General features: G+C 64.2%; 14 protein-coding genes and 1 pseudogene. 8 read left to right on the top strand and 7 right to left on the bottom strand.

Translation table 11 applies throughout. The features are described 5' to 3' along the window. Positions 1–5: 5 nt before the first annotated feature. On the bottom strand, positions 6–1,010 hold the full coding sequence (locus AC5RUM_RS20690; RefSeq protein ID WP_494036703.1) for a YbaK/EbsC family protein: 1,005 nt from the start codon (positions 1,008–1,010) through the stop codon (positions 6–8). Between the two features lie 192 nt (positions 1,011–1,202). Here AC5RUM_RS20690 and AC5RUM_RS20685 point away from each other — a divergent pair, with 192 nt between their 5' ends. Then, positions 1,203–2,942, top strand: coding sequence for an ABC transporter ATP-binding protein (locus AC5RUM_RS20685; protein ID WP_494036702.1), 1,740 nt, complete (start codon positions 1,203–1,205; stop codon positions 2,940–2,942). After that, positions 2,939–4,978 (top strand): ABC transporter ATP-binding protein, encoded by a 2,040-nt coding sequence (locus AC5RUM_RS20680; RefSeq protein ID WP_494036701.1) that lies wholly within the window; start codon positions 2,939–2,941, stop codon positions 4,976–4,978. Before AC5RUM_RS20685 ends, AC5RUM_RS20680 begins: the two co-directional genes overlap by 4 nt. Positions 4,979–5,003: 25 nt before the next feature. On the opposite strand, the gene AC5RUM_RS20675 is transcribed toward AC5RUM_RS20680, so the two are convergent. Next, a complete protein-coding gene (locus AC5RUM_RS20675; RefSeq protein ID WP_494036700.1) occupies positions 5,004–6,083 on the bottom strand; it encodes a LacI family DNA-binding transcriptional regulator in 1,080 nt (359 codons plus the stop codon). 122 nt (positions 6,084–6,205) lie between these two features. Here AC5RUM_RS20675 and AC5RUM_RS20670 point away from each other — a divergent pair, with 122 nt between their 5' ends. The 6 genes and pseudogenes from AC5RUM_RS20670 to AC5RUM_RS20645 form a co-directional block, all read left to right on the top strand. Next, the gene (locus AC5RUM_RS20670; RefSeq protein WP_494036748.1) at positions 6,206–7,138 is read left to right on the top strand and encodes a carbohydrate ABC transporter permease; all 933 of its coding nucleotides are present in this window, start codon (positions 6,206–6,208) and stop codon (positions 7,136–7,138) included. 2 nt (positions 7,139–7,140) lie between these two features. Next, complete coding sequence (locus tag AC5RUM_RS20665) at positions 7,141–8,091, top strand: carbohydrate ABC transporter permease (RefSeq protein ID WP_494036699.1); 951 nt, start codon at positions 7,141–7,143, stop codon at positions 8,089–8,091. A gap of 42 nt (positions 8,092–8,133) precedes the next feature. After that, complete coding sequence (locus AC5RUM_RS20660; RefSeq protein ID WP_494036698.1) at positions 8,134–9,480, top strand: ABC transporter substrate-binding protein; 1,347 nt, start codon at positions 8,134–8,136, stop codon at positions 9,478–9,480. Between the two features lie 92 nt (positions 9,481–9,572). Beyond that, positions 9,573–11,612 carry a beta-galactosidase gene (locus AC5RUM_RS20655; protein ID WP_494036697.1) on the top strand — a complete coding sequence of 680 codons (2,040 nt, stop codon included), beginning with the start codon at positions 9,573–9,575 and terminating at the stop codon, positions 11,610–11,612. A gap of 49 nt (positions 11,613–11,661) precedes the next feature. Beyond that, entirely contained in the window at positions 11,662–14,844 is a 3,183-nt protein-coding gene (locus AC5RUM_RS20650) for an Ig-like domain-containing protein (protein WP_494036696.1), read from the top strand. Between the two features lie 144 nt (positions 14,845–14,988). Beyond that, positions 14,989–15,230, top strand: a pseudogene (locus AC5RUM_RS20645) (ABC transporter ATP-binding protein); the annotation flags it as partial. 1,155 nt (positions 15,231–16,385) lie between these two features. Here the strand turns inward: AC5RUM_RS20645 and AC5RUM_RS20640 are convergent. The 5 genes from AC5RUM_RS20640 to AC5RUM_RS20620 form a co-directional block, all read right to left on the bottom strand. Then, positions 16,386–17,969, bottom strand: coding sequence for an NAD-dependent succinate-semialdehyde dehydrogenase (locus AC5RUM_RS20640; protein WP_494036695.1), 1,584 nt, complete (start codon positions 17,967–17,969; stop codon positions 16,386–16,388). A gap of 539 nt (positions 17,970–18,508) precedes the next feature. Then, a complete protein-coding gene (locus AC5RUM_RS20635; protein WP_494036694.1) occupies positions 18,509–19,525 on the bottom strand; it encodes a transporter substrate-binding domain-containing protein in 1,017 nt (338 codons plus the stop codon). Between the two features lie 93 nt (positions 19,526–19,618). After that, entirely contained in the window at positions 19,619–20,386 is a 768-nt protein-coding gene (locus AC5RUM_RS20630) for an amino acid ABC transporter ATP-binding protein (protein WP_494036693.1), read from the bottom strand. Next, positions 20,386–21,342: an amino acid ABC transporter permease gene (locus AC5RUM_RS20625; RefSeq protein WP_494036692.1), complete on the bottom strand. Its 957-nt coding sequence runs from the start codon at positions 21,340–21,342 to the stop codon at positions 20,386–20,388. The genes AC5RUM_RS20630 and AC5RUM_RS20625 overlap by 1 nt, the downstream gene beginning before the upstream one ends. Before the next feature lie 5 nt (positions 21,343–21,347). Continuing rightward, positions 21,348–22,502 (bottom strand): FAD-dependent oxidoreductase, encoded by a 1,155-nt coding sequence (locus AC5RUM_RS20620; protein ID WP_494036691.1) that lies wholly within the window; start codon positions 22,500–22,502, stop codon positions 21,348–21,350. Positions 22,503–23,138 lie beyond the last annotated feature (636 nt).

Raw genomic sequence — 23,138 nt, 5'->3', positions numbered from 1 at the left:
CGGCGTCAGTCCTGCAGCAGGTCCGCGGGACCACGCGGTGTGGCCAGGCCGTCCACTACCTCGACGCCGGGCAGCTTGAGGAGTTCGGCCGGTGCAAGGACGATCTTGCTGGACCTGTTGCCGCCGCCCATGACAACCCGCTCCGCGTCCAGTACGGCACGGTCCACGTAGACGGGCAGCCCCTCGATGCCGGGAACCGTCACTCCGCCGATGAGCATCCCGGTCACGGCGGTGGTGGTCCCGGCGTCCGCGAAGGAGGCCCGCTTGACGCCCAGCAGCCCGCGCACGGCGCGATTCACGTCGAGGCGGGTGGTGCCGAGCACCACGCACACCGCGTACGACGGCGGATCCACCTTCTTTGACGTAACGACGATGGTGTTGGCCGCCTCCTCGAGGGTGAAGCCGTAGTGCTCGCAGAACGCCGCCGTGTCCGCGAGCTCCGGGGAGCACTCGAGTACTTCGTGGCGGACGCCGTGGCGCTCCAGGGCGTCCGCCACCTCGGCCATCAGTATCGTGTCGGTCACGGGGGTTCCTCTCGTCCGTTCCAAAATACCGCTATAGCCCCGCCGGGGGGCGCTGCGGTCTGCGCCGTCGGGAGCCGGCTCCGCCTGGCCGCCCTGCCGGAAGAACGGTGTGGTCACGGGAAGCCACATCAGTATCGCGCCGGCCAGAGTCAGTGACAGCCCTGCCAGGATGAGGCCGGACAGGTGCAGCGGCGTGCCCAGGACAGACAGGGCGGCTACGACGGTCAGCACGAGCCGGGCCCACCGTGCGCCGCGCAGCAGTTCGAGAGCGGCCCACACCTGCAGGGCTGCCAGCGGCACGGCCGACACCACGAGGTAGGGCACCGCCCAAGCGGGCGTTGACTGGCCGAAGTCGATCCCGGCAACCTCCAGGACGACCGGCAGGAGGCCTGCTCCCACGGCGCTGGCGAGCCAGAACACCGTCGATGTCCTCACTGTCACCGGTATGTCCCCGGGCACGCCGGAGTCCAAGCTCTGTTCCCCCAATGAAGTCCCCAATCTTCAACAAGCCGTCACCGCGGATATCCGCCGGTGGTCCTCAGCCTACGTGTTGCGGGAACGCCCCTGGTCACGGCCGGGCCCAAGGCGCCGGACGTACACTGGCCTTCGAATCTGTTTGCGCGGGCTCCGCCGGAATTCCAATTCCCCGGAACCCCGGCGGTGCGAAGTGGAGCCCGGATGCTCTGGAAGCTGCTGGTTGAATACCTGCGGCCGCAGCGGCGGCTGCTGATCGCCGTCGTGATCTTCCAGCTGGCGCAGTCCATCGCGTCCCTGTACCTGCCCACGCTCAACGCGGACATCATCGACGAGGGCGTGGCCAAAGGGGACACGGGCGTTATCCTCAGCCTGGGCGCCCTGATGCTGGGAATCACGCTGCTGCAGATCGCCTGCGCGGTGGTGGCCGTGTACTTCGGGGCGAAGGCAGCCATGGGCCTGGGCCGTGACCTGCGCGATGCGATCTTCTCCCGCGTGGGGGAATTCTCCGAACAGGAAGTCACCAAGTTCGGTGCACCCAGCCTGATCACCCGGTCCACCAACGACGTCCAGCAGGTCCAGCAGCTGGTGCTGATGGGCGCCACCATGATGGTGGCCGCGCCCATGCTCGCGATCGGCGGGGTGATCATGGCCGTCCGGCAGGATGTGGAGCTGTCGTGGCTGATCGCGGTTGCCGTGCCGGTGCTGCTGATCGGGGTGGGCCTGATCATCATCCGGATGGTGCCGCTGTTCCGGACGATGCAGAAGCGGATCGACACGGTGAACCGGGTGCTCCGTGAGCAGCTCACCGGCATCCGCGTGGTGCGCGCGTTCGTCCGCGAGGACATCGAGACCGCCCGCTTCGCCCAGGCCAACGAGGACGTCACGGACACTGCGCTGCGTGCCGGCCGGCTGATGGCGCTCGCATTCCCCGTGGTGATGCTGGTGCTGAACGTCTCCAGCGTGGCGGTGATCTGGTTCGGCTCGTTCCGGATCGAGGACGGTTCCATGCAGGTGGGCACCCTCATCGCATTCCTCAGCTACCTGATGCAGATCCTGATGTCCGTCATGATGGCCACCTTCATGGCGGTGATGATCCCGCGTGCCGCCGTCTCCGCGGACCGGATCGGCGAGGTGCTGGGTACGGAGTCGAGCGTCCGGCCGCCGAAGCATCCGGTCGCCGCCGGCGCCGGCGCGGGCAGCGGCGAGCTGGAGATGCACGACGTCGGGTTCGCCTACCCGGGTGCCGAGCAGCCCGTCCTGTCCGGCATCAGCTTCACCGCCCGGTCGGGGCAGACGACAGCGATCATCGGCAGCACCGGGTCCGGCAAGACCACGCTGGTGAACCTCATGCCGCGGCTGTTCGACGCCACCACCGGCTCGGTGCGGATCGACGGGGTGGACGTCCGCGAGCTGCACCCGGACCTGCTCTGGGGGCACATCGGGCTGGTGCCGCAGCGGCCCTACCTGTTCACCGGCACCGTCCGCAGCAACCTGCAGTACGGCAAGCCGGACGCCACCGAAGAGGAGCTCTGGGCCGCGCTGGAGATTGCCCAGGCCCGGGACTTTGTGGAGGAGATGGAGGGCGGGCTGGATGCGCCCATCTCGCAGGGCGGCACCAACGTCTCCGGCGGTCAGCGGCAGCGGCTGGCCATCGCCCGGGCTCTGGTGAAGCGGCCCGAGCTGTACATCTTTGACGATTCGTTCTCCTCGCTGGACACCGGCACCGACGCCCGGCTGCGCCGTGCCCTCAAGCGCAGCACCGTCGGCGCCACGCTGGTGATCATTGCCCAGCGCGTGTCCAGCATCGCAGACGCGGACCAGATCCTGGTGCTCGACGACGGCAGGATTGTCGGGCGCGGAACGCACGGCGAGCTGCTGGAGACGTCCGAGATGTACCGCGAGATCGTCTCCTCGCAGCTGGCGGCGGAGGAGGCGGTATGAGCGCGCCGCACCGCACGCCGTCGGGCGCTGCTTCCGCTGCCACCGGCGGAACCGCACCTGCCTCGAAAACCGGGACTGCCGACGTCGTCCGCATCCCCCGTCCGGCGGGCGGGCCGGGGCGCGGAGGGCCATTTGCGGGGATGAACGTCCCCGCGGAGAAGGCGATGAACTTCCTGCCATCGGCCAAGCGGCTGCTGGCCACGCTGCGGCCGGAGCGGGCGTGGCTGCTGCTGGTGCTGGTGATGGGCATTGCGAGTGTGGCGCTCTCGGTGATCGGGCCGCGGCTGCTGGGGGAGGGCACCAACCTGATCTTCGCCGGGGTGGTGTCCCGGGACCTGCCGGCCGGAGCGAGCAAGGCGGACGTGATTGCGCAGCTGCGGGCGTCCGGGCAGAACCAGCAGGCGGACATGCTCACGCCCATGGCGCTGACGCCTGGCCAGGGGATCGACTTCGCGGCGCTGTCCAACGTGCTGCTGTGGGCGCTGGTGCTGTACGTGCTGGCGTCGGCGTTTATGTGGGTGCAGGCGTATGTGCTGAACGGGGTGGTGCAGCGGACGGTGTTCGGGCTGCGCGGGGAGGTGGAGGCGAAGATCCACCGGCTGCCGCTGCGGTATTTCGATTCGATCCAGCGCGGTGAGCTGCTGAGCCGGGTGACCAACGACGTGGACAACATCTCCCAGAGCCTGCAGCAGTCCATCAGCCAGGCGGTGACGTCGGTGCTGACCGTGGTGGGCGTGCTGGTGATGATGTTCATCCTCTCGCCCACGCTTGCGCTGATCGCGCTGGTGACCGTGCCGCTGACGCTGGGGATCACGGCGCTGATCGCCAAGCGCTCGCAGAAGCTGTTTGTGGCCCAGTGGAAGAACACGGGGGAGCTGAACGGGCAGATCGAGGAGACGTACACCGGGCATGCGCTGGTGAAGGTGTTCGGCCGGCAGCGTGAGGTGGAGGAGCGGTTCCGGCAGAAGAATGTGGAGCTGTATGAGGCGAGCTTCGGCGCGCAGTTCGTTTCCGGGCTGATCATGCCGGCCATGACGTTCATCGGGAACCTGGTGTACGTGGGGATCGCGGTGGTGGGCGGCCTGCAGGTGGCGTCCGGGGCCATGCAGCTGGGCGACGTGCAGGCGTTCATCCAGTACTCGCGGCAGTTCACCATGCCGCTGGCGCAGCTGGGGTCCATGGCCAACCTGCTGCAATCCGGGGTTGCGTCCGCCGAGCGGGTGTTCTCGTTGTTGGATGAGGACGAGGAGCTTCCGGATCCTGCACCCGGGGTTTCGGCTGATGGTGCCGGGCGGGGGCGGCTGGTGTTCGAGGATGTGTCCTTCTCCTACTCGCCGGACAAGCCGCTGATTTCTTCGCTTTCTTTGGTTGCGGAGCCGGGGCAGACCGTGGCGATTGTGGGGCCGACCGGGGCGGGCAAGACCACGCTGGTGAACCTGATGATGCGGTTCTACGAGATTGATGCGGGGCGGATAACGCTCGACGGCGTGGACATCACCTCGGTGCCGCGGCGCGAGCTGCGCTCGCGGCTGGGCATGGTGCTGCAGGATACATGGCTGTTCGGCGGGTCGATCCGGGACAACATTGCTTACGGCCGGCCTGGCGCTTCGGAGGCTGAGATCCTGGAGGCGGCGCAGGCGACGTATGTGGACCGGTTCGTGCGGTCTCTTCCTGAGGGTTACGACACCGTGCTCGAGGACGAGGGTTCCAATGTTTCGGCGGGGGAGAAGCAGCTGCTCACGATCGCGCGGGCATTCCTGTCCAGGCCGTCGGTTTTGATTTTGGACGAGGCGACTTCTTCAGTGGACACGCGCACGGAGGTGCTGGTGCAGAAGGCGATGAGTGCTTTGCGTTCCGACCGGACTTCCTTCGTTATTGCCCACCGCCTGTCCACGATCCGCGACGCCGACCTCATCCTGGTGATGGAGGCCGGGCAGATCGTGGAGCAGGGGACGCATGCTTCTCTGTTGGCTGCGGCTGGCGCTTATGCGCGGCTTTATGAGGCACAGTTCGCGGCTCCGGCGGCGGAGGTTTAGGTGCCTGTCCGGCGTTGCGAGATGTTCAGTGCTTTGGCGGGGCGGTGCTGTGGCGTACGACCAGTTGGGTGGGGACGAGAGTGATGCCGGGTTCCGTGGTGTTGGTGCGGATCTGTTGGAGGACGTTGTCGACGCACTGGTTGCCGACGTCGGCGAAGTTCTGGTGGACCGTGGTCAGCGGGGGTGTGTAGGAGGAGGCTTCGGGGACGTCGTCGAAGCCGACGAGGCTGATGTCTTCGGGGACTGACACCCCTTTTTCGCGGAAGGCGCGGAGCAGGCCGAGTGCCATGTGGTCGTTGGCAGCGAAGACGGCGGTGCAGCCGGGCTCGTCGGCGAGCTTGAGGCCGGCGCTGTAACCGGAGTCCGCCGACCAGTCGCCGCGGAGCACCGGAGGCACGGCCCTTCCGGCGTGTGTGAGGGTGGTGCGCCAGGCGGCGGCACGCCGTTCGCTGGCGAAGGATTCTTCGGGGCCAGCGACGTGCCAGACGGTCTCGTGGCCGAGGTCCAGGAGGTGTCTGACGGCCTTGCGTGCGCCGTCGGCCTGGTCTGTGTCCACCACGCTGTACTGCTCGCCGGCGTCGGAATCGACGACGACCACCTTCACTCCAGGAGGCAGTGTCACGGTCGCTGCATCCAGGAGGTGGACCTCCATGATGGCGATCACCGCGTCAACGGCGAGTTCACCCATCCGGGAAAACGCACCCTGGATCCCGGCCTGCGTTGGTGCGGTGACCGGGATGAGCGTGATGGCGAAGTCCTGCCGGGCCGCGTGCAGTGCGATGGCCTCCAGCGTGCGCATGTTACCCAGGGAGGAGAGCGAGAACGTGATCACCCCGATGGTCCGGAAACTGCCCCGCTTCAGTGCCCGGGCCGCACTGTTCGGCCGGTACCCCAGCTCGTTCATGGCCGCAATGACCTGGCGCCGCGTGCTTTCGATGACGTCAGGGCTCCCGTTGGACACGCGGGAAACGGTCTGCGATGAGACTCCGGCGAGCTTGGCGACGTCGGCCATGGACACCTGCTGCTTGGGCCGCGGCGCGGCGCCGGCCGCCTCCTTCACAGGGGACAAATTGCGGGCCGGGGGTTGACGGGGTTCGTGCTCCATGTCACCATCGTACCAATCATGTTTGCGCAAACATACACAAAAGCTCACAAAGATGTTTACGTAAACAGAACACGTTCGGTCACCTACCAGGTGACGCATCCCAAAGAGGACCTTTCATGACAATGACGTCCCCGCAAGTCGCAGTGCGAGCAGGAGCGGCTGCCCCGGCGGGCCACACGAGCCGCCGAGCCAGCCGCCGCTCGTGGGCCGGCTGGTGGTTCATCGGCCCGTTCATGGCCGTTTTCGCCCTGGTTTTCCTGGCCCCGATCGCGTATTCCATGTACCTGAGCGTCTTCCGCAACCAGCTCATTGGCGGCACCGCGTTCGTGGGCCTGGACAACTACGCCCGCGCATTGGGGGACCAGCAGTTCTGGTCCGCGCTGGGCCGTGTTTCGCTGTTCCTTGCAGTCCAGGTGCCGGTCATGCTGATGATCGCACTCGTTGTGGCCCTCGCCTTGGACAGCGGCAGGCTCTATGGGAAGTCGTTCTTCAGGATCTCGATCTTTCTGCCCTATGCCGTGCCCGCCGTCGTCGCCACACTCATGTGGGGCTTCATGTACGGCACCCGATTCGGACTGGTGGGAAACATCAACCAGGCCTTCGGCCTGAACCTGCCCAGCCCGCTCTCCTCCGAACTGGTGCTCGCCTCGATCGGAAACATCGTCACGTGGGAGTTCATCGGCTACAACATGCTGATCTTCTACTCCGCGCTGACCGTCATCCCCAAGTCCCTTTATGAGGCCGCCGAGATCGACGGCGCCGGCCAGCTGAGGGTCATCGCCGCCATCAAGCTACCGGCCATCCGCGGCGCCATCGTGGTCGCCTCTATCTTCTCCGTGATCGGCAGCTTCCAGCTCTTCAATGAGCCCAGCATCCTCAAGAGCCTCTCACCCAACACCATCTCGACATATTTCACGCCCAACCTGTACGCCTTCTCCCTGTCCTTCTCCGGGCAGCAGTACAACTACTCCGCCACGGTGGCGATCATCATGGGGCTGATCACCATGGCCATTGCCTATGCCGTCCAGGTCCGCGGCATGCGAAAGGAGCGCTGACCATGAGCGTTCAGACAGCCGCCCGCCCCGGCAGCGCCGGCGAGGGAACGTCGTCCCCGCTGAAATCACGCACCCCGCGCCTGCGGTCCCCACGCACAACCGGGACCCGGCGCTCCCGCCGCAGCCTGGCACTGACTCTCCTGATGGGCCTTGTCCTGCTCTACAGCCTGGCCCCGCTGTTCTGGCTGCTGGTCAACGCCACCAAAACGCAGGACGGCCTGCTCAACTCCTTCGGCCTGTGGTTCGACGGCGATTTTGCCCTCTGGGACAACATCGCCCGGACAGCAACTTACGACGGCGGGATCTTCCTTCGCTGGTTCGCCAACACAGTCCTCTACGTCGTGCTCGGCGCCGGCGGTGCCACTTTCCTCGCCGTCCTCGGTGGCTACGCGCTGGCCAAGTTCGATTTCCCCGGCCGGAGGGCCGTGTTCGCCGTCGTCATCGGAGCGGTGGCCATTCCGGGCACGGCACTCGCGGTCCCCACGTTCCTTATGTTCAGCCAGATGGGCCTCACCAACACCCCCTGGGCCGTGATCATCCCCTCGCTCATCTCGCCCTTCGGCCTGTACCTCATGTGGACCTTCGCCACCGAGGCCATCCCCACCGAGATCATGGAGTCCGCCCGGATCGACGGCGCCAGCGAGGCACGCACCTTCTTCCAGGTCTGCCTTCCACTGCTGACCCCGGGCATTGTCACCGTGCTGCTCTTCACCATGGTGGCCACCTGGAACAACTACTTCCTGCCGCTGATCATGCTGAAGAACCCGGACTGGTACCCCCTCACTCTGGGCCTGAACGCCTGGAACGCGCAGGCCGGCACCGCAGGCGGGGAAGCCATCTTCAACCTGGTCATCACAGGTTCCCTGCTCACCATCCTTCCGCTGATCGCAGCGTTCCTGCTGCTCCAGCGCTACTGGCAGTCCGGCCTTTCCGCCGGAAGCGTCAAAGAATAACGCCCGTCCCACCCTCACCAACAACGCAGTTAGAAGGAAGACATGATCAAGACCCTGACCCGCCGCGGCCTGCTGCAGACTTCCGCCGTCGCCGCCGCACTCGCCCTGGGGCTCACCGCTTGCGGAGGCGGCGGCAACGCGGCGCCGCAGCAAACGGTCAACAGCGACGCCGTCGAAGCCGCCCTCCAAAAAGGCGGCAAGCTGACGGTGTGGGCCTGGGACCAGTCGCTGAAGAAGGTCGCCGAGGGCTTCGAGGCCAAATACCCCAACGTGGACGTCAACCTGGTCAACGCAGGCACCGGCAACGACCAGTACACCGCCCTGCAGAACGCAATATCCGCCGGCTCCGGCGTGCCCGATGTGGCGCAGATCGAGTACTACGCACTTCCGCAGTTTGCGCTCAGCAAGTCACTGGCGGACCTCGGCCAGTTCGGAGCTGCAGACCTCGACAGTACCTTCACGGCCGGTCCGTGGTCCTCGGTGCAGGCGCAGGGCGGCGTCTACGGCCTTCCCATGGACTCCGGTCCCATGGCTCTGTTCTACAACAAGCAACTCTTCGACAAGCACGGCATCGCAGTGCCAACCACCTGGGATGAGTTCCTCGAGGCCGGACGTGCGCTGAAGAAGGCTGACCCCAAGGCATACATCGCCAACGACACCGGCGACGCCGGGTTCACCACCAGCCTGATCTGGCAGGCCGGCGGCAAGCCCTACCAGGTGGACGGCACCAACGTCGGCGTGAACTTCTCCGACGAAGGGTCCACCAAGTTCGCCGAGACCTGGCAAAAGCTCATTGACGAGGACCTCCTGGCCCCCATCAGCTCCTGGAGCGACGAGTGGTACAAGGGCCTCGGCAACGGCACCATCGCCACCCTTTCCACCGGCGCCTGGATGCCCGGGAACCTGGTCTCCGGCGTTGCCAACGGGGCCGGCAAATGGCGGGTCGCACCCCTGCCGCAGTGGGAGAAGGGCGCCAACAGCAGCGCCGAAAACGGCGGCAGCTCGCTGGCCATTCCGGCGGCCAGCAGCCAGGCAGCGCTGGCCTACGGCTTCCTGAAGTACTCCAACGTTGATGAGGAAGGCGTCCAGGCCAGGATCGACGGCGGCGCGTTCCCCGCCACCTCAAAGGACCTCGCGTCCGAGAAATTCCAGAACACCGAGTTCAAGTACTTCGGCGGCCAAAAGGCCAACCAGATCTTCGCCGAATCAGCGAAGAATGTTCCCGCCGGCTGGTCCTACCTGCCGTTCCAGGTCTACGCCAACAGCATCTTCAACGACACCGCCGGCCAGGCCTACGTCTCCGGCACCAAGCTCAAGGACGGCCTGACCGCATGGCAGAAAGCCTCGGTCAAGTACGGCACCGAGCAGGGGTTCACGGTCAAGGAGTAACAGCCCCGCAGGCAACCCACCCATCTCCGCGGACGCGCCCGCCAGCCCGGCGCGTCCGCGGCCACCCAAACGCGCCCAAAAAGAGGAACTCCATGACCCACACCACCCAACACCGCTGGCTGCGCTGGCCGTCCGAGGACACCAAGAGGCTGGCCTTCGGTGCCGACTACAACCCCGAGCAGTGGCCCCGCGAGGTCTGGGCAGAGGATGTGCGGCTCATGAGGGAGGCCGGGGTCAACATCGTCTCCCTTGCCATCTTCTCGTGGGCACGCATCCAGCCCTCGCGGGATACCTGGGACTTTTCCTGGCTCGACGACATCATCGGCCTGCTCCACGCCAACGGCATCGCCGTGGACCTCGCCACCGCCACCGCCTCCCCGCCGCCGTGGCTCGCGGCCGAACACCCGGAAATCCTGCCGGTCACCCAGAACGGCGAAACCCTCTGGCCAGGCGGCCGGCAGCACTGGCGGCCCACGTCGCCGGTGTTCCGCGAGCACGCACTGACGCTGGTGCGCGCCATGGCCGAGCGCTACACGGACCACCCCGCCGTCTGCGCCTGGCACGTTTCCAACGAGCTCGGCTGCCACAACATCTATGACTTTTCCGACGACGCCGCAGCGGCCTTCCGCCGCTGGCTCCAGGACCGCTACGGCACCCTGGAGGAACTGAACATCGCCTGGGGGACCGACTTCTGGTCCCAGCGCTACGCGGACTGGAACCACGTCCTCCCGCCGCGCAAGGCAGCGTCCTACCCGAACCCCACACAGCAGCTGGACTTTAAGCGCTTTTCCTCGGACTCGCTGCGGGATTACCTCCGTGCCGAACGCGACATCCTCAACAGCATCACCCCGGATATCCCCGTCACCACCAATTTCATGGTGATGGGGGAGACGAAGGGGATGGACTACGCCGCCTGGGCCGCCGACGTCGACTTCGTCTCCAACGACCACTACGTGGTCCCGGGACCGCAGGACCATGACGAACTGTCCTTCTCCGCGAATCTGACCGGCAACATCGCCGGCGGCAACCCCTGGTTCCTGATGGAGCACTCCACCAGCGCCGTCAACTGGCAGCCGGTGAACACGCCCAAGAAGCCCGGGGCGCTCGCCCGGGACTCGCTCACCCACGTGGCCCACGGCGCAGACGCCGTGTGCTTCTTCCAGTGGCGGCAGTCGCGCGCGGGGGCAGAGAAATACCACTCCGCGATGGTTTCGCACGCCGGCAGCAACAGCAGACTCTTCCGCGACGTCACCGCGCTCGGACGCACGCTGGGCGAACTCTCGCCGATCGCCGGCAGCCGGCGCGAGCCGGCACGGGCCGCGATCCTCTTCGACTGGGATTCCTGGTGGGCCAGCGAGCTGGACTCCCATCCCACCGACCGGCTCCGCTACCGGCAGGAGGCACTCGACTGGTACTCGGCGTTCCTGACCACCGGCATTCGCGCCGATGTCCTTCCGGCGGCAGCCTCCCTTGATGGCTACCAGCTGGTCATCGCACCGGTCCTGCACGTGGTGCCGGCGGAGCTGCGCTCGCGGCTGACCTCGTTCGTCGAGTCCGGCGGGCATCTCGTGACCACCTACTTCTCGGGCATCGTGGACCAGAACGACCACGTATGGCTCGGAGGATATCCCGGCGCCCTCAGCGATCTGCTGGGGATCCGGGTGGAAGAGTTCGGGCCGCTGGCCCCCGGGGAGGAAGCCACGCTCGACGACGGGTCAACCGGCACGCTGTGGGCGGACGCCATTGCCACCACCTCCGGCGAAACCAAGGCCCTGCGCCGGTTCACCTCCGGTGACAATGCCGGCGAACCGGCGGTGACCCGGCGCAGCGTAGGCAGCGGATCCGCCGGCTACGTGGCGACGCGGCTCGGACCCGCCGGCCTGGTCCCTGTCCTGCGGGAATTCACCGGCCTGGCGGGCATCGGGTCTGAATTGCCCGCGGAACTGTGTGGCGCCGTCGAACTCGCCGTCCGCACAGGGGAGGACGGACGCTTCCTTTTCCTGATCAACCGAACGGACCAGGCCGTCGACATCTCGGCGGTCCCCGGGGCCGTGCTCGCGGGCACCGGGCCGGGCGACAGTACTGCCAAGCTCGCCGCCCGTGGCGTGGCCGTTCTCAAAAGCCCCAAATAAAGCAGCAGTCCCCAGAGATAAGCAGCATCACCGCACCGAAGGGAATTCAATGACGAACAGATCCAGACGGCCCTGGGCCGTGACCGCCGCCGGCATCACCGCGGCGGTCTTCTCCGCAGGGCTCGTGGCCGGACCCGCGCCCGCCGCCCCGGCAGCCGACGAACCTGTGCCGGCCGGCGCCGTGACCGTGCGGCCGGACCCCTCCTACCAGGGCGATGCCTTCGAAGGGTGGGGCACCAGCCTGGTGTGGTTCGCCAACGCCACCGGCGATTATCCGGATGAGGTCCGCGAGAAGCTGGCTGAGATGGTTTTCGGTGACGAAGGGCTGAACCTCAATATCGCCCGGTACAACATTGGCGGCGGGAACGCCCCCGACGTGAAGGACTACCTCCGGGCAGGCGGTGCCGTGGAGGGCTGGTGGAAGGCACCCGAGGGCACCACCCGGGAGGATAAGGACTGGTGGGATCCGGAAAATCCGGATCACTGGAACCTCGAGGCCGACCAGACCCAGCGCTGGTGGGTGGACCGGATCAAGAACGACATCACGCACTGGGAAGCCTTCAGCAACTCCCCGCCGTGGTTCCAGACGGTCAGCGGGTACGTGTCGGGCGGCTTCAACTCCTCCCAAGACCAGCTGCGGACCGAGAGCGTTGACGACTTCTCCTCCTACCTGGTGGGCGTCGTCGAGGAGCTCGAGAAGGCCCACGGCATCAAGGTGGACACGCTCGATCCTATGAATGAGCCGAATACTCCTTACTGGGGAACCCGCCTAGAAGCCGGCGAACCGGTTGGCGGCCGGCAGGAAGGCGCCCACATGGGTCCCGAACTGCAGCAGAAGGTGGTCCAGTCCCTGGCCAAGGCGCTGGGCAGCGCGGACACCGGCGCCGTCATCAGCGCCATGGACGAGACCAACCCCTCGACCTTCGCCAATAACTGGAACAGCTACTCTCCGGACACCAAGGCAAGCGTTGCGCAGCTTAACGTCCATACGTACGGCACCGGGCAGCGGACCGCCGTCCGGGACATCGCCAAGGGCGAGGGCAAGCCCCTCTGGATGAGTGAAACTGGCGGTTCGTGGATGGACGGGCAGAACTTCACCAGCATGCAGCCCGGCCTCGGCCTGGCCCAGCACATGGTCAACGACCTCCGCGAGCTCGAGCCCGAAGCCTGGGTGTTCTGGCAGCCCGTTGAGGACTACAACAACATGAAGCCCGGCGGCGAAAGCGCCATCGGCTCCAACTGGGGCGAGATCCAGCTGCCCTTCGACTGCGATGCCGGGGACAACCTCGAAAGCTGCCCGATTTACACGAACACCAAATACAACACCGCGCGGAACTTCACGCACTACATCAAGCCCGGGGACCGCCTGGTCAAGGTGGACGACACGAACAGCGCGGCTGCCGTCTCCGACTCCGGAGCCACTGTGGTGCACGTGAACGACAGCAAGCAGCAGCGCCAGGTTGCACTGGACCTCTCCGGGTTCGGTGCGATCCAGGGGAACGCCACCGTGACGCCGGTGACCAGCGACGCCTCCGGAGCGCTGGTGCAGGGCGAGCCGGTCGCCGTCGGAAAGGACCGCAGCGCGGTCCTCACGGTAGCCGCCGAATCCGTCACAACCTTCCTCGTCAATGGTGTGCACGGCGTGGCCAAGGACGCCGCACTGATTCAGGCGGAGCACGTCTACCGGCTGCAGGGCGTCGAAAGCGGCAAGTCCCTTACCCAGGGAACCGGCAGCACCGCCGTCATCCGTTCCGGTGCCGGCGCCGACCAGCAGTGGACCATCCGCCGCCTCAGCGGCGAGAACAGCAACCGTGCCCGCTACGCGATTGAAACGCCCGACGGCGGGCGGCAGCTCGCCGTCGTCGACGGAACACCCCAGCTGGCCCCGGCGGAGCCAACGCCGGCTGACGCCTCCCAGTGGACCATGTCCACCACCGGCGACGGCACCTACACGTTCGTCAATGCGGCCACCGGCCGGCTCCTCGAGGTGGGCGGCCACGCCACCGCGGCGGACGGATCCCCGGTGACCCTGTGGACCGCCAACTCCGGCGAGAACCAGCGCTGGCGGGTCATCGACGAAACTGTCCAGGGATTCCAGAACGTCACGGCTTTCACCGTGCCCGGGAGCGCCCCGCAGCTGCCGGCCACGGTCGTCCCCGTCTACCGTGACGGTGCCCGCGGTGAACTTCCGGTGACCTGGACGATGCCGCCGGAGAACCGGTGGAGCACACCCGGAACCGTTGACGTGCGCGGAACGGCGACCGACGTCCTGGGTGCTGCGCATCCGGTGACGGCCAAAGTCACGGTGGACAAGCTCGTCTCGACGCTTCCAGCCCGGGCCAAAGCCTATGCCGGCGGAACGCCCGCACTGCCCGCCACCGTGACAGCGGTGACTGCCGGCGGCAGCAAAGTGGAGCGGCCGGTTGTCTGGGATGCCGCTGGACCGTTTACCGAGATTGGCATGGCCACAGTTGCTGGCACCGCCGACGCCGCCGACGGCCGGACGCTGCCCGCCACCGTGCGGGTCCAGGTCACAGCGGGAACAGCGGACAACGTGGCCGATGACCCCGGCGCCGCGTTCAGTGCCTCCTTCACCGAACCGGGCTACGGCACGGCCGGGCTGGGCAACGGCAACCTGACGGACAAGGCCTGGTCCAACTGGAAGTCGGGCACCAAGAACACCACCGACACCCTGTCCGTGGCGCTTGCGAGCCAGAAAACAGTGACCGGAGTGAAGGTCCACTTCTACCGCGACGGATCCACCGACAGCTACGCCCAAACCCTCCAGGCGCAGACCAGGGCAGCCGACGGCATTTGGCGGAACGCTGGCGCTCCGGTCCAGGTCCCCGGCGGCAGCCCCGCCCCGGTGGTCACGGTCCCGGTTGCCAATGTGGACACCAGTGACGTCCGCGTGGTGCTCACCGCCCGGCCGAACACCCACATGACGGTCAGCGAGGTGCAGGTGCTGGCGCTGGCTCCGGGCAAATCCTCTGACGCCACGGCCGCCGGGATCTCCATCAACGGCCAGCCGGTGGCAGGCTTCGACCCGAACGTAACCTCGTACGGGGCCGAAGCACGGGGATCGCAGCGCGACGTGACTGCCACCCCGGCCGATCCCTACGCAACGGTCACGGTGCAGCAGGCGGACAAGCCGACGGGTACGGCCGTGGTGACAATCCGGAGCGAGGACGGACGCCAGACCCGGACCTACGAGGTCGTGTTCGGCCGCTAGTCGTTAGCCGCGCAGCGGCACTGGCGGAAGCACGGCAAAAGGGCACCGCGTGCGTCCCCCGAGGACGCACCCGGTGCCCTTTTGGCCATCTCATAGCCGCGTCTTAGCCGGGATGGAGACAACTTCGCCCCATCCACGAGGTTGACGAGCTCGGTGGATACCCAGACCGAGGTGCTGGTGCAGAAGGCGATGAGTGCGCTGCGGTCCGACCGGACGAGCTTCGTGATCGCGCACAGGCTATCCACGATCCGCGATGCTGACCTCATTCTGGTAATGGAGGCCGGACAGATCGTGGAGCAGGGACGCATGCTTCTTTGTTGGAGGCGGTGGCGCTTACCCGGCGCTGTATGCGGCGCAGTTTCGCTGCTCCGGTGGCGGAGGTTTAGGGCGGCTGGCGCAAGGCGACGCCGGTCCAGGCTGACTTATGCACTGACACCGGCGTTCAGGGGAGATAAGCAGGCGGAGACAAACGCCCACCGGTGCTGGTCAGTATCAGTATTGTCAGGTTGAGATCTGAGAGCCTCTTGAGCTTTGTCAGAAATAGGGGGAGACAGACCCTATGCTGACGCCCCTTCGGCTTCTTACCTGACATCAGGCTGGGGTGTACTTCAATCTAGTGGGTACGTGAAGACCGGTGTTGCGCAAGAGCCTGCATTAGGAGATGTAGACGGTTCCAGGAGGCCGTGTGAGTTTCGAAGTAACCAGGACGGAGATGGACGGAGTATCCCCTCAATGCACTCCATCGGCTTCCTCTGTCACTCGGGTCCTCCGGCTTTCGCGTGATTATGATTCCTCCAGGAAAGTTGCGCCAGTTCGCGGACTACAGCTTCTATGGCTTCTGCGCGTGACCCTTCCTGCCTTTGGGCATGTCTCGCTGCCTGAGTTCCTGTTGGGCTGTCCTGTTCTCTCACAAAAGAGTGCTGTGGAGGCAGTTCGTTGTTTCCTCTGGAAGAGATCGGATCGTAAAAGACGACGGCTGAGCTCTGCGGAACGTCGGTTCCGTCAGGAGGGAGACGCGGCACATCGTTCATGGTGACCTTTAGGGGGTGCCGTGGGAAGACATTTGGGTAAATCACGCCGAGGACGACTACGCCATGTTCCGACCTGGGGGAGTGGCGGCTTTCGCCGGAGTGCTGCGGCGCTTGTCTTTGGGTATGTGGTCTCATTTCGTTCCTCTTTGAAACTAAAGCTGGTTTTAGGCCGCCATCTCGCGCGGTTCAAGCGAGCGTGCTGCTTTGGGCCGTTTGGTGTGGGCTGCAGGGCGTTGGAAGATCACAGCTGGTGGCCTTTGGGCAGCCAGACGCTCGTGCCTTCATCCGCATAGACCGCTATCCTTCCCCGACCGCCGTCGAGCCATACCCAGAAGACGGAAGCATCTTCGGTTCGGACATCAACTTCGCCTGCCAGGAGCGGCTCATCATTTCGCTGGACTATGACGCAGTGCCCATCTTCCAGTTGGCTCCACTGACTGCACGGAAGCTCGTCGCCTTTGTCATAGGAAACGGAACTAAGGAGCCTAGGCTCGATGGGTGTCATGGCGGTCATAAGCAGCCGCGTTCGGTGAGGCTGTGCGACTGGGGGATCGCGTCGACGTTGATGCCGACCGTGGTTTCGCCGTGGCCTCGGGAGGCCTGGGTGATGAGGCCCGAGTCAGCGAAGAAGGTGTTGGCCTTTACAGCCAGCGCGGTGTATTTGGTCTCAAGAAATTCTTCGATGCCGACCTTGCCGCCTTCGCGTCCCAGCCCCGACTGCTTGACCCCGCCAAAGGGTGCTGCCGGGTTGGAAACGATGCCGGTGTTGACGCCGACCATTCCCACTTCCAGTTCTGCAGAGAAGCGCAGGGCCTTTTCCATGTTCTCAGTAAACACATACCCCACGAGGCCCCATTCGGTGTCATTGGCCAGGCGGATCACCTCGTCCTCGCTGTCGAAGGCCGTGATCGCTGCGACAGGTCCGAAGATCTCGGTGTTCATCAGGTCCGCGGTCAGGGGCACGTCGGTCAGGACGGTGGGGGTGTAGAAGTAGCCGGGGCCCTCGGGGCGGCTTCCGCCGGTCAGGACGCGTGCGCCCTTGGACACGGCATCGGCGACCAGGCTTTCGACCTTCTCCAGGCCCTTTTGCTCGATCAGGGGCCCGACCTCGGTTCCCTCGAGCGCGCCGTCGCCGACCCGCAGTTCGGAGATCTTCTTGGCGAACTTCTCGCTGAACTCCGCCAGGACGGAGCGGTGCACGAAGAAACGGTTCGCGGCCGTGCAGGCCTCGCCCATGTTCCGCATCTTGGCCTTCATGGCCCCGTCGACGGCCTTTTCGATGTCCGCGTCGGCCAGGACGATGAACGGGGCGTTTCCACCCAGCTCCATCGAGGACCGCATGACGTTCTCGGCCGCCTGGCGCAGCAGGATCTTGCCGACCCCGGTGGAGCCGGTGAAGCTGATCTTGCGCGCGATGCCGCTGCCGGTCCAGGTCCCCACGACGCTGGCTGCGTTCAGGGTGGTGACGACGTTCAGGACACCGTCCGGAAGGCCGGCCTGCCGGAAAATGTCCACCAGGGCCAGGGAGGTCAGCGGTGTCAGTTCCGCGGGCTTGAAGACCATGGTGCAGCCAGCGGCCACGGCCGGGGCGATCTTGCGGGCACCCATCGCCAGCGGGAAGTTCCACGGCGTGACCAGCACGCAGGGACCGACGGGTTCCCTGGTGATCATGATCTGGGTCTTGCCGTCCACGGAGGTGGTGTGGTCCCCGCCGATGCGGACGGCTTCTTCGGAGAACCAGCGGAGCATTTCGGCGCCGTAGGCCACCTCGCCCTTGGCCTCGGCCAGCGGCTTGCCCATCTCCGCGGTCATGATCGCGGCGAGCCGGTCCGTGTTGGCGATGACCAGCTCAAAGGCCCGGCGCAGGATGTCGGCCCGCTCCCGCGGCGTGGACTTTCCCCACTGCGCCTGGGCACGGCCGGCGGTCTCGATGGCCAGGGCGGCGTCTTCGGGACCGCCGTCGGCGACGTGGGCGATGATCTCATGGGTGGCAGGGTTTTCAACGGGGAAAGTGGCGCCGCTGGCGGCCTTCTGCCAAGTGCCATCGATAAACAGATCGGTGTGAAGAGAGGTGGGGTCAAATAGAGTGTTCATGTCACGCTTTCAGCGCTTGTGGAAGGGAATTGCCGGAGCGGTGTGGTCTTGCAGATTGCAACGCTTCGATGCCAGACCCGCAAACGGATTATCACCCAGAGCCTTGATCAGGCCTACCCGCGGTCTCCGCTGAACGGCGTGCTGTTCAGAGCGCGGTGTATCCGCCCTCGCAACGTGGAGGTTTGCTCCGGCGATGTAGGACGATTCCGACGATGCGAGGAAGAGGAGGGCTTCGGCGATTTCTTCGGCGTGGCTAGGCGTAGGAGCGTGATCTGGCCCTCGCGATGGCGGCGGTAGGCCTCGGGGTTGGTCCTGCGCTGAAACATGCTTCGAGGACCGGGGCCGTCAGGTCTGGAGCGACGACTTTGGCGCGAGACTTTGGCGCGAAATTTTGCGCGGGGGCCATTCGACAGGCCGCCCCTTGCGGGGATGCCAATCGATGTGGGCGATATTCCGTTAGCTGGGAGAAATGGGCATCCGGCGTGCCAATGACACTCCGGATGCCCATATTCACCAGGGGTATTGCCCGTCCTATTTGGCTACTTGGTTGGAAGCGGTGCCGGGGGAGGTGTCGGAATGGCTTTGTAGGAGTCGAGGTACTGAGGGTCGAGGATGGCGTATTCCATGCCCCATTTCTTCAGGATCTCCTTGTATTCGGGCAGGCTGGCAAGGTGCTTGATGGCCGCTACGATTGCCGGGGTCAGTTCAGAATCCTTCTGCAGTGCCATGGAGAGAATGGTGCCGGGGATGGTGGCCCCCAGTTCGATTTCCTTGGGGTTCTGTTTGGCCGCCCAGGCCGCTCCCGGCGCGTCTGTGTAGCCTGCGTCAATCTGGCCGCTTCGCAGCTGAAGATACATCTCTTGCTGGTTGGGGACGGAGATAAGGTTGATGGGGGCTTCCCCTCGTGCTACACAATCGGCGCTGTAGGCCGGGCCCTTCGTTACTTGCTGGATGCTTCCCAGGGTCACGGCAATCTTGCGACCACACATGGTCTTTTCACCGATTTTGAGGGGATTTCCTGGCTTGGTGGCGATTCCAAACCCGCCGCGGGCGTAGCCGACAAGGTCGATCACTTTCAAACGAGGCAGGGTCACACCCATGTCGGCGATGGCGGCGTCGAAGCGGCGGGCCTGGATCCCGGGGATGAGTGCATCGAAGGTTGTGCTCTTATGAGCAATCTGGATGTTGAGGATCTTTCCCAGTGCGCGCGATATGTCCGCGTTCATCCCCACATAAGTGTGCCCGTCCGAGCCTTTGAAGGTGGTGGGGGCAGCCGAGGGGCTGACACCGAAAACGATAACGCCTTTGTCGCGGAAGTTCTTGGGCACGAGGGAGGCAGCGGGCTCGTAGGTCTTGAGTCCGGCTACGCTGGTATATTCCTTCACCGTCGAAGGGTCAGCAGGTTCGGGCATCGCGCCCTGGACTTCGATCCGCTTCGTGGATCCGTCGGGCCCGGTCGAGGCAGCGGTTCCGCCGCATGCTGTCAGCGCCAGCACGACGGCGGCGAACCCGGCACTCAAGACGAGCCGACGATCGTTGGAATTTTTGAATTTCATAGTGGAATAGCACCTAACTAGTTGGGGATGCGAAATGCTGGCAGGGCGCCGGCCGGGAGGGTCTTTGGTGGCTTCCCGGCGAATGGGACAGGTTTAGAGCACCTGGCTGAGGAAGTCTTTGGTACGGCTGTTTTTTGGATTCAGCAGTACCTCGGCCGGATTACCTCTCTCCACGATGACTCCGCCATCGAGGAATACGATTTCATCGCCCACTTCCCGGGCGAAGCCGATTTCGTGGGTGACGACAACCATGCTGGTTCCTCCGGTGGCGAGTTCCTTCATGACTTCCAGGACTTCACCGACGAGTTCGGGGTCGAGTGCGGAGGTTGGTTCGTCGAAAAGCATCATTTCGGGGTTCATGGCCAAGGCCCGGGCAATGGCGACCCGTTGCTGCTGCCCACCGGAGAGCTGGCTCGGATAGTGGTCCGATTTGTTTTCCAGTCCTACCCTCTTCAGCAGGGCGTGGGCGCGTTTCACGATGTCGCTTTTGTTTTCGCTTTTCACCCAGCTAGGTGCGACGCATACATTTTCGAGTGCAGTCATGTGCGGGAAGAGGTTGAACTTTTGAAATACCATCCCAATGCGGGCACGCTGCTTGGCGATACCGTTCTCATTCAACTCATAATATTTATTATTCCTGAACTCGTAACCCATACGCTCACCATTAACGAAAATGCTTCCGTCATCAGGCTTTTCCAACAGGTTCATACAGCGCAGCATGGTCGATTTACCTGAACCGCTGGGCCCCAACAGGCAGACAACGTCACCACGGTTCATCGAAAAATCAATTCCCGACAGAACCGTATTGTCACCAAAGTGCTTGCGCAGGTTCCTGACTTCGAGGACTTTATCGTCAGTCATCAGATGTTGTTGCTTTCTTGAAGGGCCACTATCGGCTGGCCAGTTTTCCGTTTCAACACAGCGTTTCGAGGCGTGAATCCTCGTGCGAGTCGTCGTTCAATGCGGCTCTGGAAATAGCTCAGGACCGACGTGATGATCAGGTACCACAAGCCTGCGACAGCCAACAGGGGGATCGTGAGGTAGTTAGAGGCATAAATCAGCTGTGCACTATGTAAGAGGTCAGCGATACCAACAACACTCACGAGCGAGGTCGCCTTCAGCAGCGAAATGACCTGGTTACCGGTGGGGGGAATGATCATTCTCATGGCCTGGGGTATAAGAATTCTGAGCGTATTGAACCTGCCCATACCGAGTGCTTTCGCCGCCTCGGTTTGGCCAGGGTCCACGCCCAGGAAGCCGCCCCTGGTGATCTCAGCCATGTAGGCAGCCTCGTTGAGCGTCAAGCACAGGATGGCAGCGACAATGGGCGTCATGACCACATTTGTGTCCACCTGCAGGAAAGTCACTCCGAACGGGAGCTCAAGGCCCAGCGTTGGATAGAGTGCAGACAAATTGAACCAGAAAATAAGCTGAACAAGAACCGGAGTAGCGCGGAAGAACCAGACGTAAAAGCCAGCTATCGACGTTAGCAGCTTATTCTTTGACATTCTCATTACACCGATTACGCCACCGAGCACGGTCCCCAGCGCCATGCAAACCACCGTCAGCCAAAGAGTGAGCAATATGCCCTCAAGGATGGTCTTGGCGGTGAAGTACTCAGCGACAACTTCCCAGCGAAGGTTCTCATTCAACAGGACGGAAATAAGCATTGCGACCGCCAGCCCTGCCACAATGACCGAGGCTACTTTTTTCGCGACGTGGCGCTGGCGGACAATGGGGAAGGAGTCTTCAGGACTCTCCGTTCGCAGCGCCGATTCCTGGCCGCGATTGTCTTCTTTGCTTTGAATACTATGCATAGTCATCATGCCTTACCTGCGTGGGTGCCGATCGAGCGCGTAGGCTCCATGAATTGAAATTTTCTGTCATTTTTCCCTTGGACCATGTCAGCTGCGATGCGTCCGATTCCCGGGGACATTTTGAACCCGAAACCCGCGAACCCATTGGCCAGAAGAACGTTTTCGCTGCGGGGCAGGAAGCCAAGGAAAGGAATCCGGTCATTCACATAGAAATCTGTCCAGGCGCATGCTCTTATCGGGCTCTTATTGAGTCCTGGAAAATATCGAGCGACGTGCCTTTCCATGTAGCGGATCTCCTCCACTGACTGGCCTCGGAAGTAGTCATCAGGCCCCGCCATCTCAGTGGGCGCGCCCCCGGGAGCGATCTTCACGGATCCTCCGCCATCCAAGCTTGGCGCTCCATAGAGCGTTCCATCAGGGACCAAGCGCTGAAAGACTGGAAAGGTTTCCGCACTGAAATCATGCCCGGGCAACGGGCTGAACCAGGTCAGTTTGATGCGGCCGGCACGGCTCTTGTCCCGAAGCTCAGGGGTGAGATTCTCCCCGGACCACGAACCGGTGGTCACGATTACCTTCCTGGCCGTCCACTCGTTCTGACCGTCGGAGAGCACCACACCGTCGGCGGAGGCATGCTGAATCCTGACCTTCGTGTAGTCCCGGACCTGGGCTCCCAGCACCTTTGCCCGCGTTACCGCCGTCAGCACTGCCTGTTCGCAACGAATGTAACCCTGGGTACCGTCAAACATCCCGATCTCGCCCTGGTCGAGCTGGTGCTCCGGAAAGCGTGCCTCCATCTCCAGCTGGCTCAGGTACTCCACCTTCAGACCGGCCGTCTCCGCCGCTACTCTGGCGGCAACCATCCGTGAATCATCAGGACGACCAATCATGAGGCCCCCGGTTTCGGTCAGGATCTGGATGTCCGAGAACTCCTGCAGGCTCTCCCATCGAACGCGAGCCATTTCGATCACGGGAGTGTATTCCGGCCCTTGGGTCTGCATCCGCCGGAACAAGCGCGTCTCGCCCCCCACGGCTCCACGATCATGGCCTACGCCGAACTGTTCAAACCCGACGACATTCAAGCCGTCTTCAGCGAGTTGCCAGAGAGCCATGCTCCCCATGGTCCCCAAGCCAATCACGGCAACGTCGAATTCCGTTTGCATACCATTTCCTTCTTGCTGTTCCAGCTCATAGGGCTAAAGGGGGCGCAGCGCCAGACGAGGGTGCCGCTGTCCATATCGGTGCGCCTATCAACGATCGAAGAGGCAAACCCGGGCTTTCCGCACACCTGCTTTGATCGCTTGCACTGCTCAGCGCCGAGGTTGTAGGGCGGCGGAGCGTCGTTAAGTAATGCTACTCACAGACCATGTGGTTCGACAAGATTGTAGGACATACTTTTTTGAGCGACTTCACGTGATCGGTTTTCACTTACCCGGAACGCCCTGCGCCCGCCCAATTCGGTTTCCGGCGAGGCTTCTTGATTCCGCAACAAACTCGCGTAGGCAGGCACCGCCCGGGCAAGGAGACCCTGCAAGTTCCCGGAGCGAAGGGTTTCGCCTGTCAGGGTGTCATACAGGGACAGGGAAGGCAGAGGCTGTCACAGCCGGGGGAAGGTTGGCACCCGCTTCGGAACCCGGACGGTCAGCTGCTATCCCGTCGCGATGGTTCCGCAGTCGGTGTGGTCGTTGGGATGGAACCGCGTTTACTTGTCTTCCAGTCCCAGCTCGGCGGCGACCGTGACAACGTCGTTGGACACCTTGACGGGCTGGACATCGCTGCCGTCTTCCGTCCGCAGGGCC

Source organism: Arthrobacter sp. B2060, assembly GCF_059090445.1.
Note: the sequence above shows the minus strand (reverse complement) of the source record. Positions and strands in the feature narration are given on the sequence as shown.

Bases quoted from the DNA above. Each gene is read 5' to 3' on its own strand.
- AC5RUM_RS20660 (WP_494036698.1), top strand. From the start codon at position 8,134: ATGATCAAGACCCTGACCCGCCGCGGCCTGCTGCAGACTTCCGCCGTC.
- AC5RUM_RS20635 (WP_494036694.1), bottom strand. From the start codon at position 19,525: ATGAAATTCAAAAATTCCAACGATCGTCGGCTCGTCTTGAGTGCCGGG.
- AC5RUM_RS20670 (WP_494036748.1), top strand. From the start codon at position 6,206: ATGACGTCCCCGCAAGTCGCAGTGCGAGCAGGAGCGGCTGCCCCGGCG.
- AC5RUM_RS20650 (WP_494036696.1), top strand. From the start codon at position 11,662: ATGACGAACAGATCCAGACGGCCCTGGGCCGTGACCGCCGCCGGCATC.
- AC5RUM_RS20625 (WP_494036692.1), bottom strand. From the start codon at position 21,342: ATGCATAGTATTCAAAGCAAAGAAGACAATCGCGGCCAGGAATCGGCG.
- AC5RUM_RS20675 (WP_494036700.1), bottom strand. From the start codon at position 6,083: ATGGAGCACGAACCCCGTCAACCCCCGGCCCGCAATTTGTCCCCTGTG.
- AC5RUM_RS20655 (WP_494036697.1), top strand. From the start codon at position 9,573: ATGACCCACACCACCCAACACCGCTGGCTGCGCTGGCCGTCCGAGGAC.
- AC5RUM_RS20680 (WP_494036701.1), top strand. From the start codon at position 2,939: ATGAGCGCGCCGCACCGCACGCCGTCGGGCGCTGCTTCCGCTGCCACC.
- AC5RUM_RS20620 (WP_494036691.1), bottom strand. From the start codon at position 22,502: ATGCAAACGGAATTCGACGTTGCCGTGATTGGCTTGGGGACCATGGGG.
- AC5RUM_RS20685 (WP_494036702.1), top strand. From the start codon at position 1,203: ATGCTCTGGAAGCTGCTGGTTGAATACCTGCGGCCGCAGCGGCGGCTG.
- AC5RUM_RS20665 (WP_494036699.1), top strand. From the start codon at position 7,141: ATGAGCGTTCAGACAGCCGCCCGCCCCGGCAGCGCCGGCGAGGGAACG.
- AC5RUM_RS20640 (WP_494036695.1), bottom strand. From the start codon at position 17,969: ATGAACACTCTATTTGACCCCACCTCTCTTCACACCGATCTGTTTATC.
- AC5RUM_RS20630 (WP_494036693.1), bottom strand. From the start codon at position 20,386: ATGACTGACGATAAAGTCCTCGAAGTCAGGAACCTGCGCAAGCACTTT.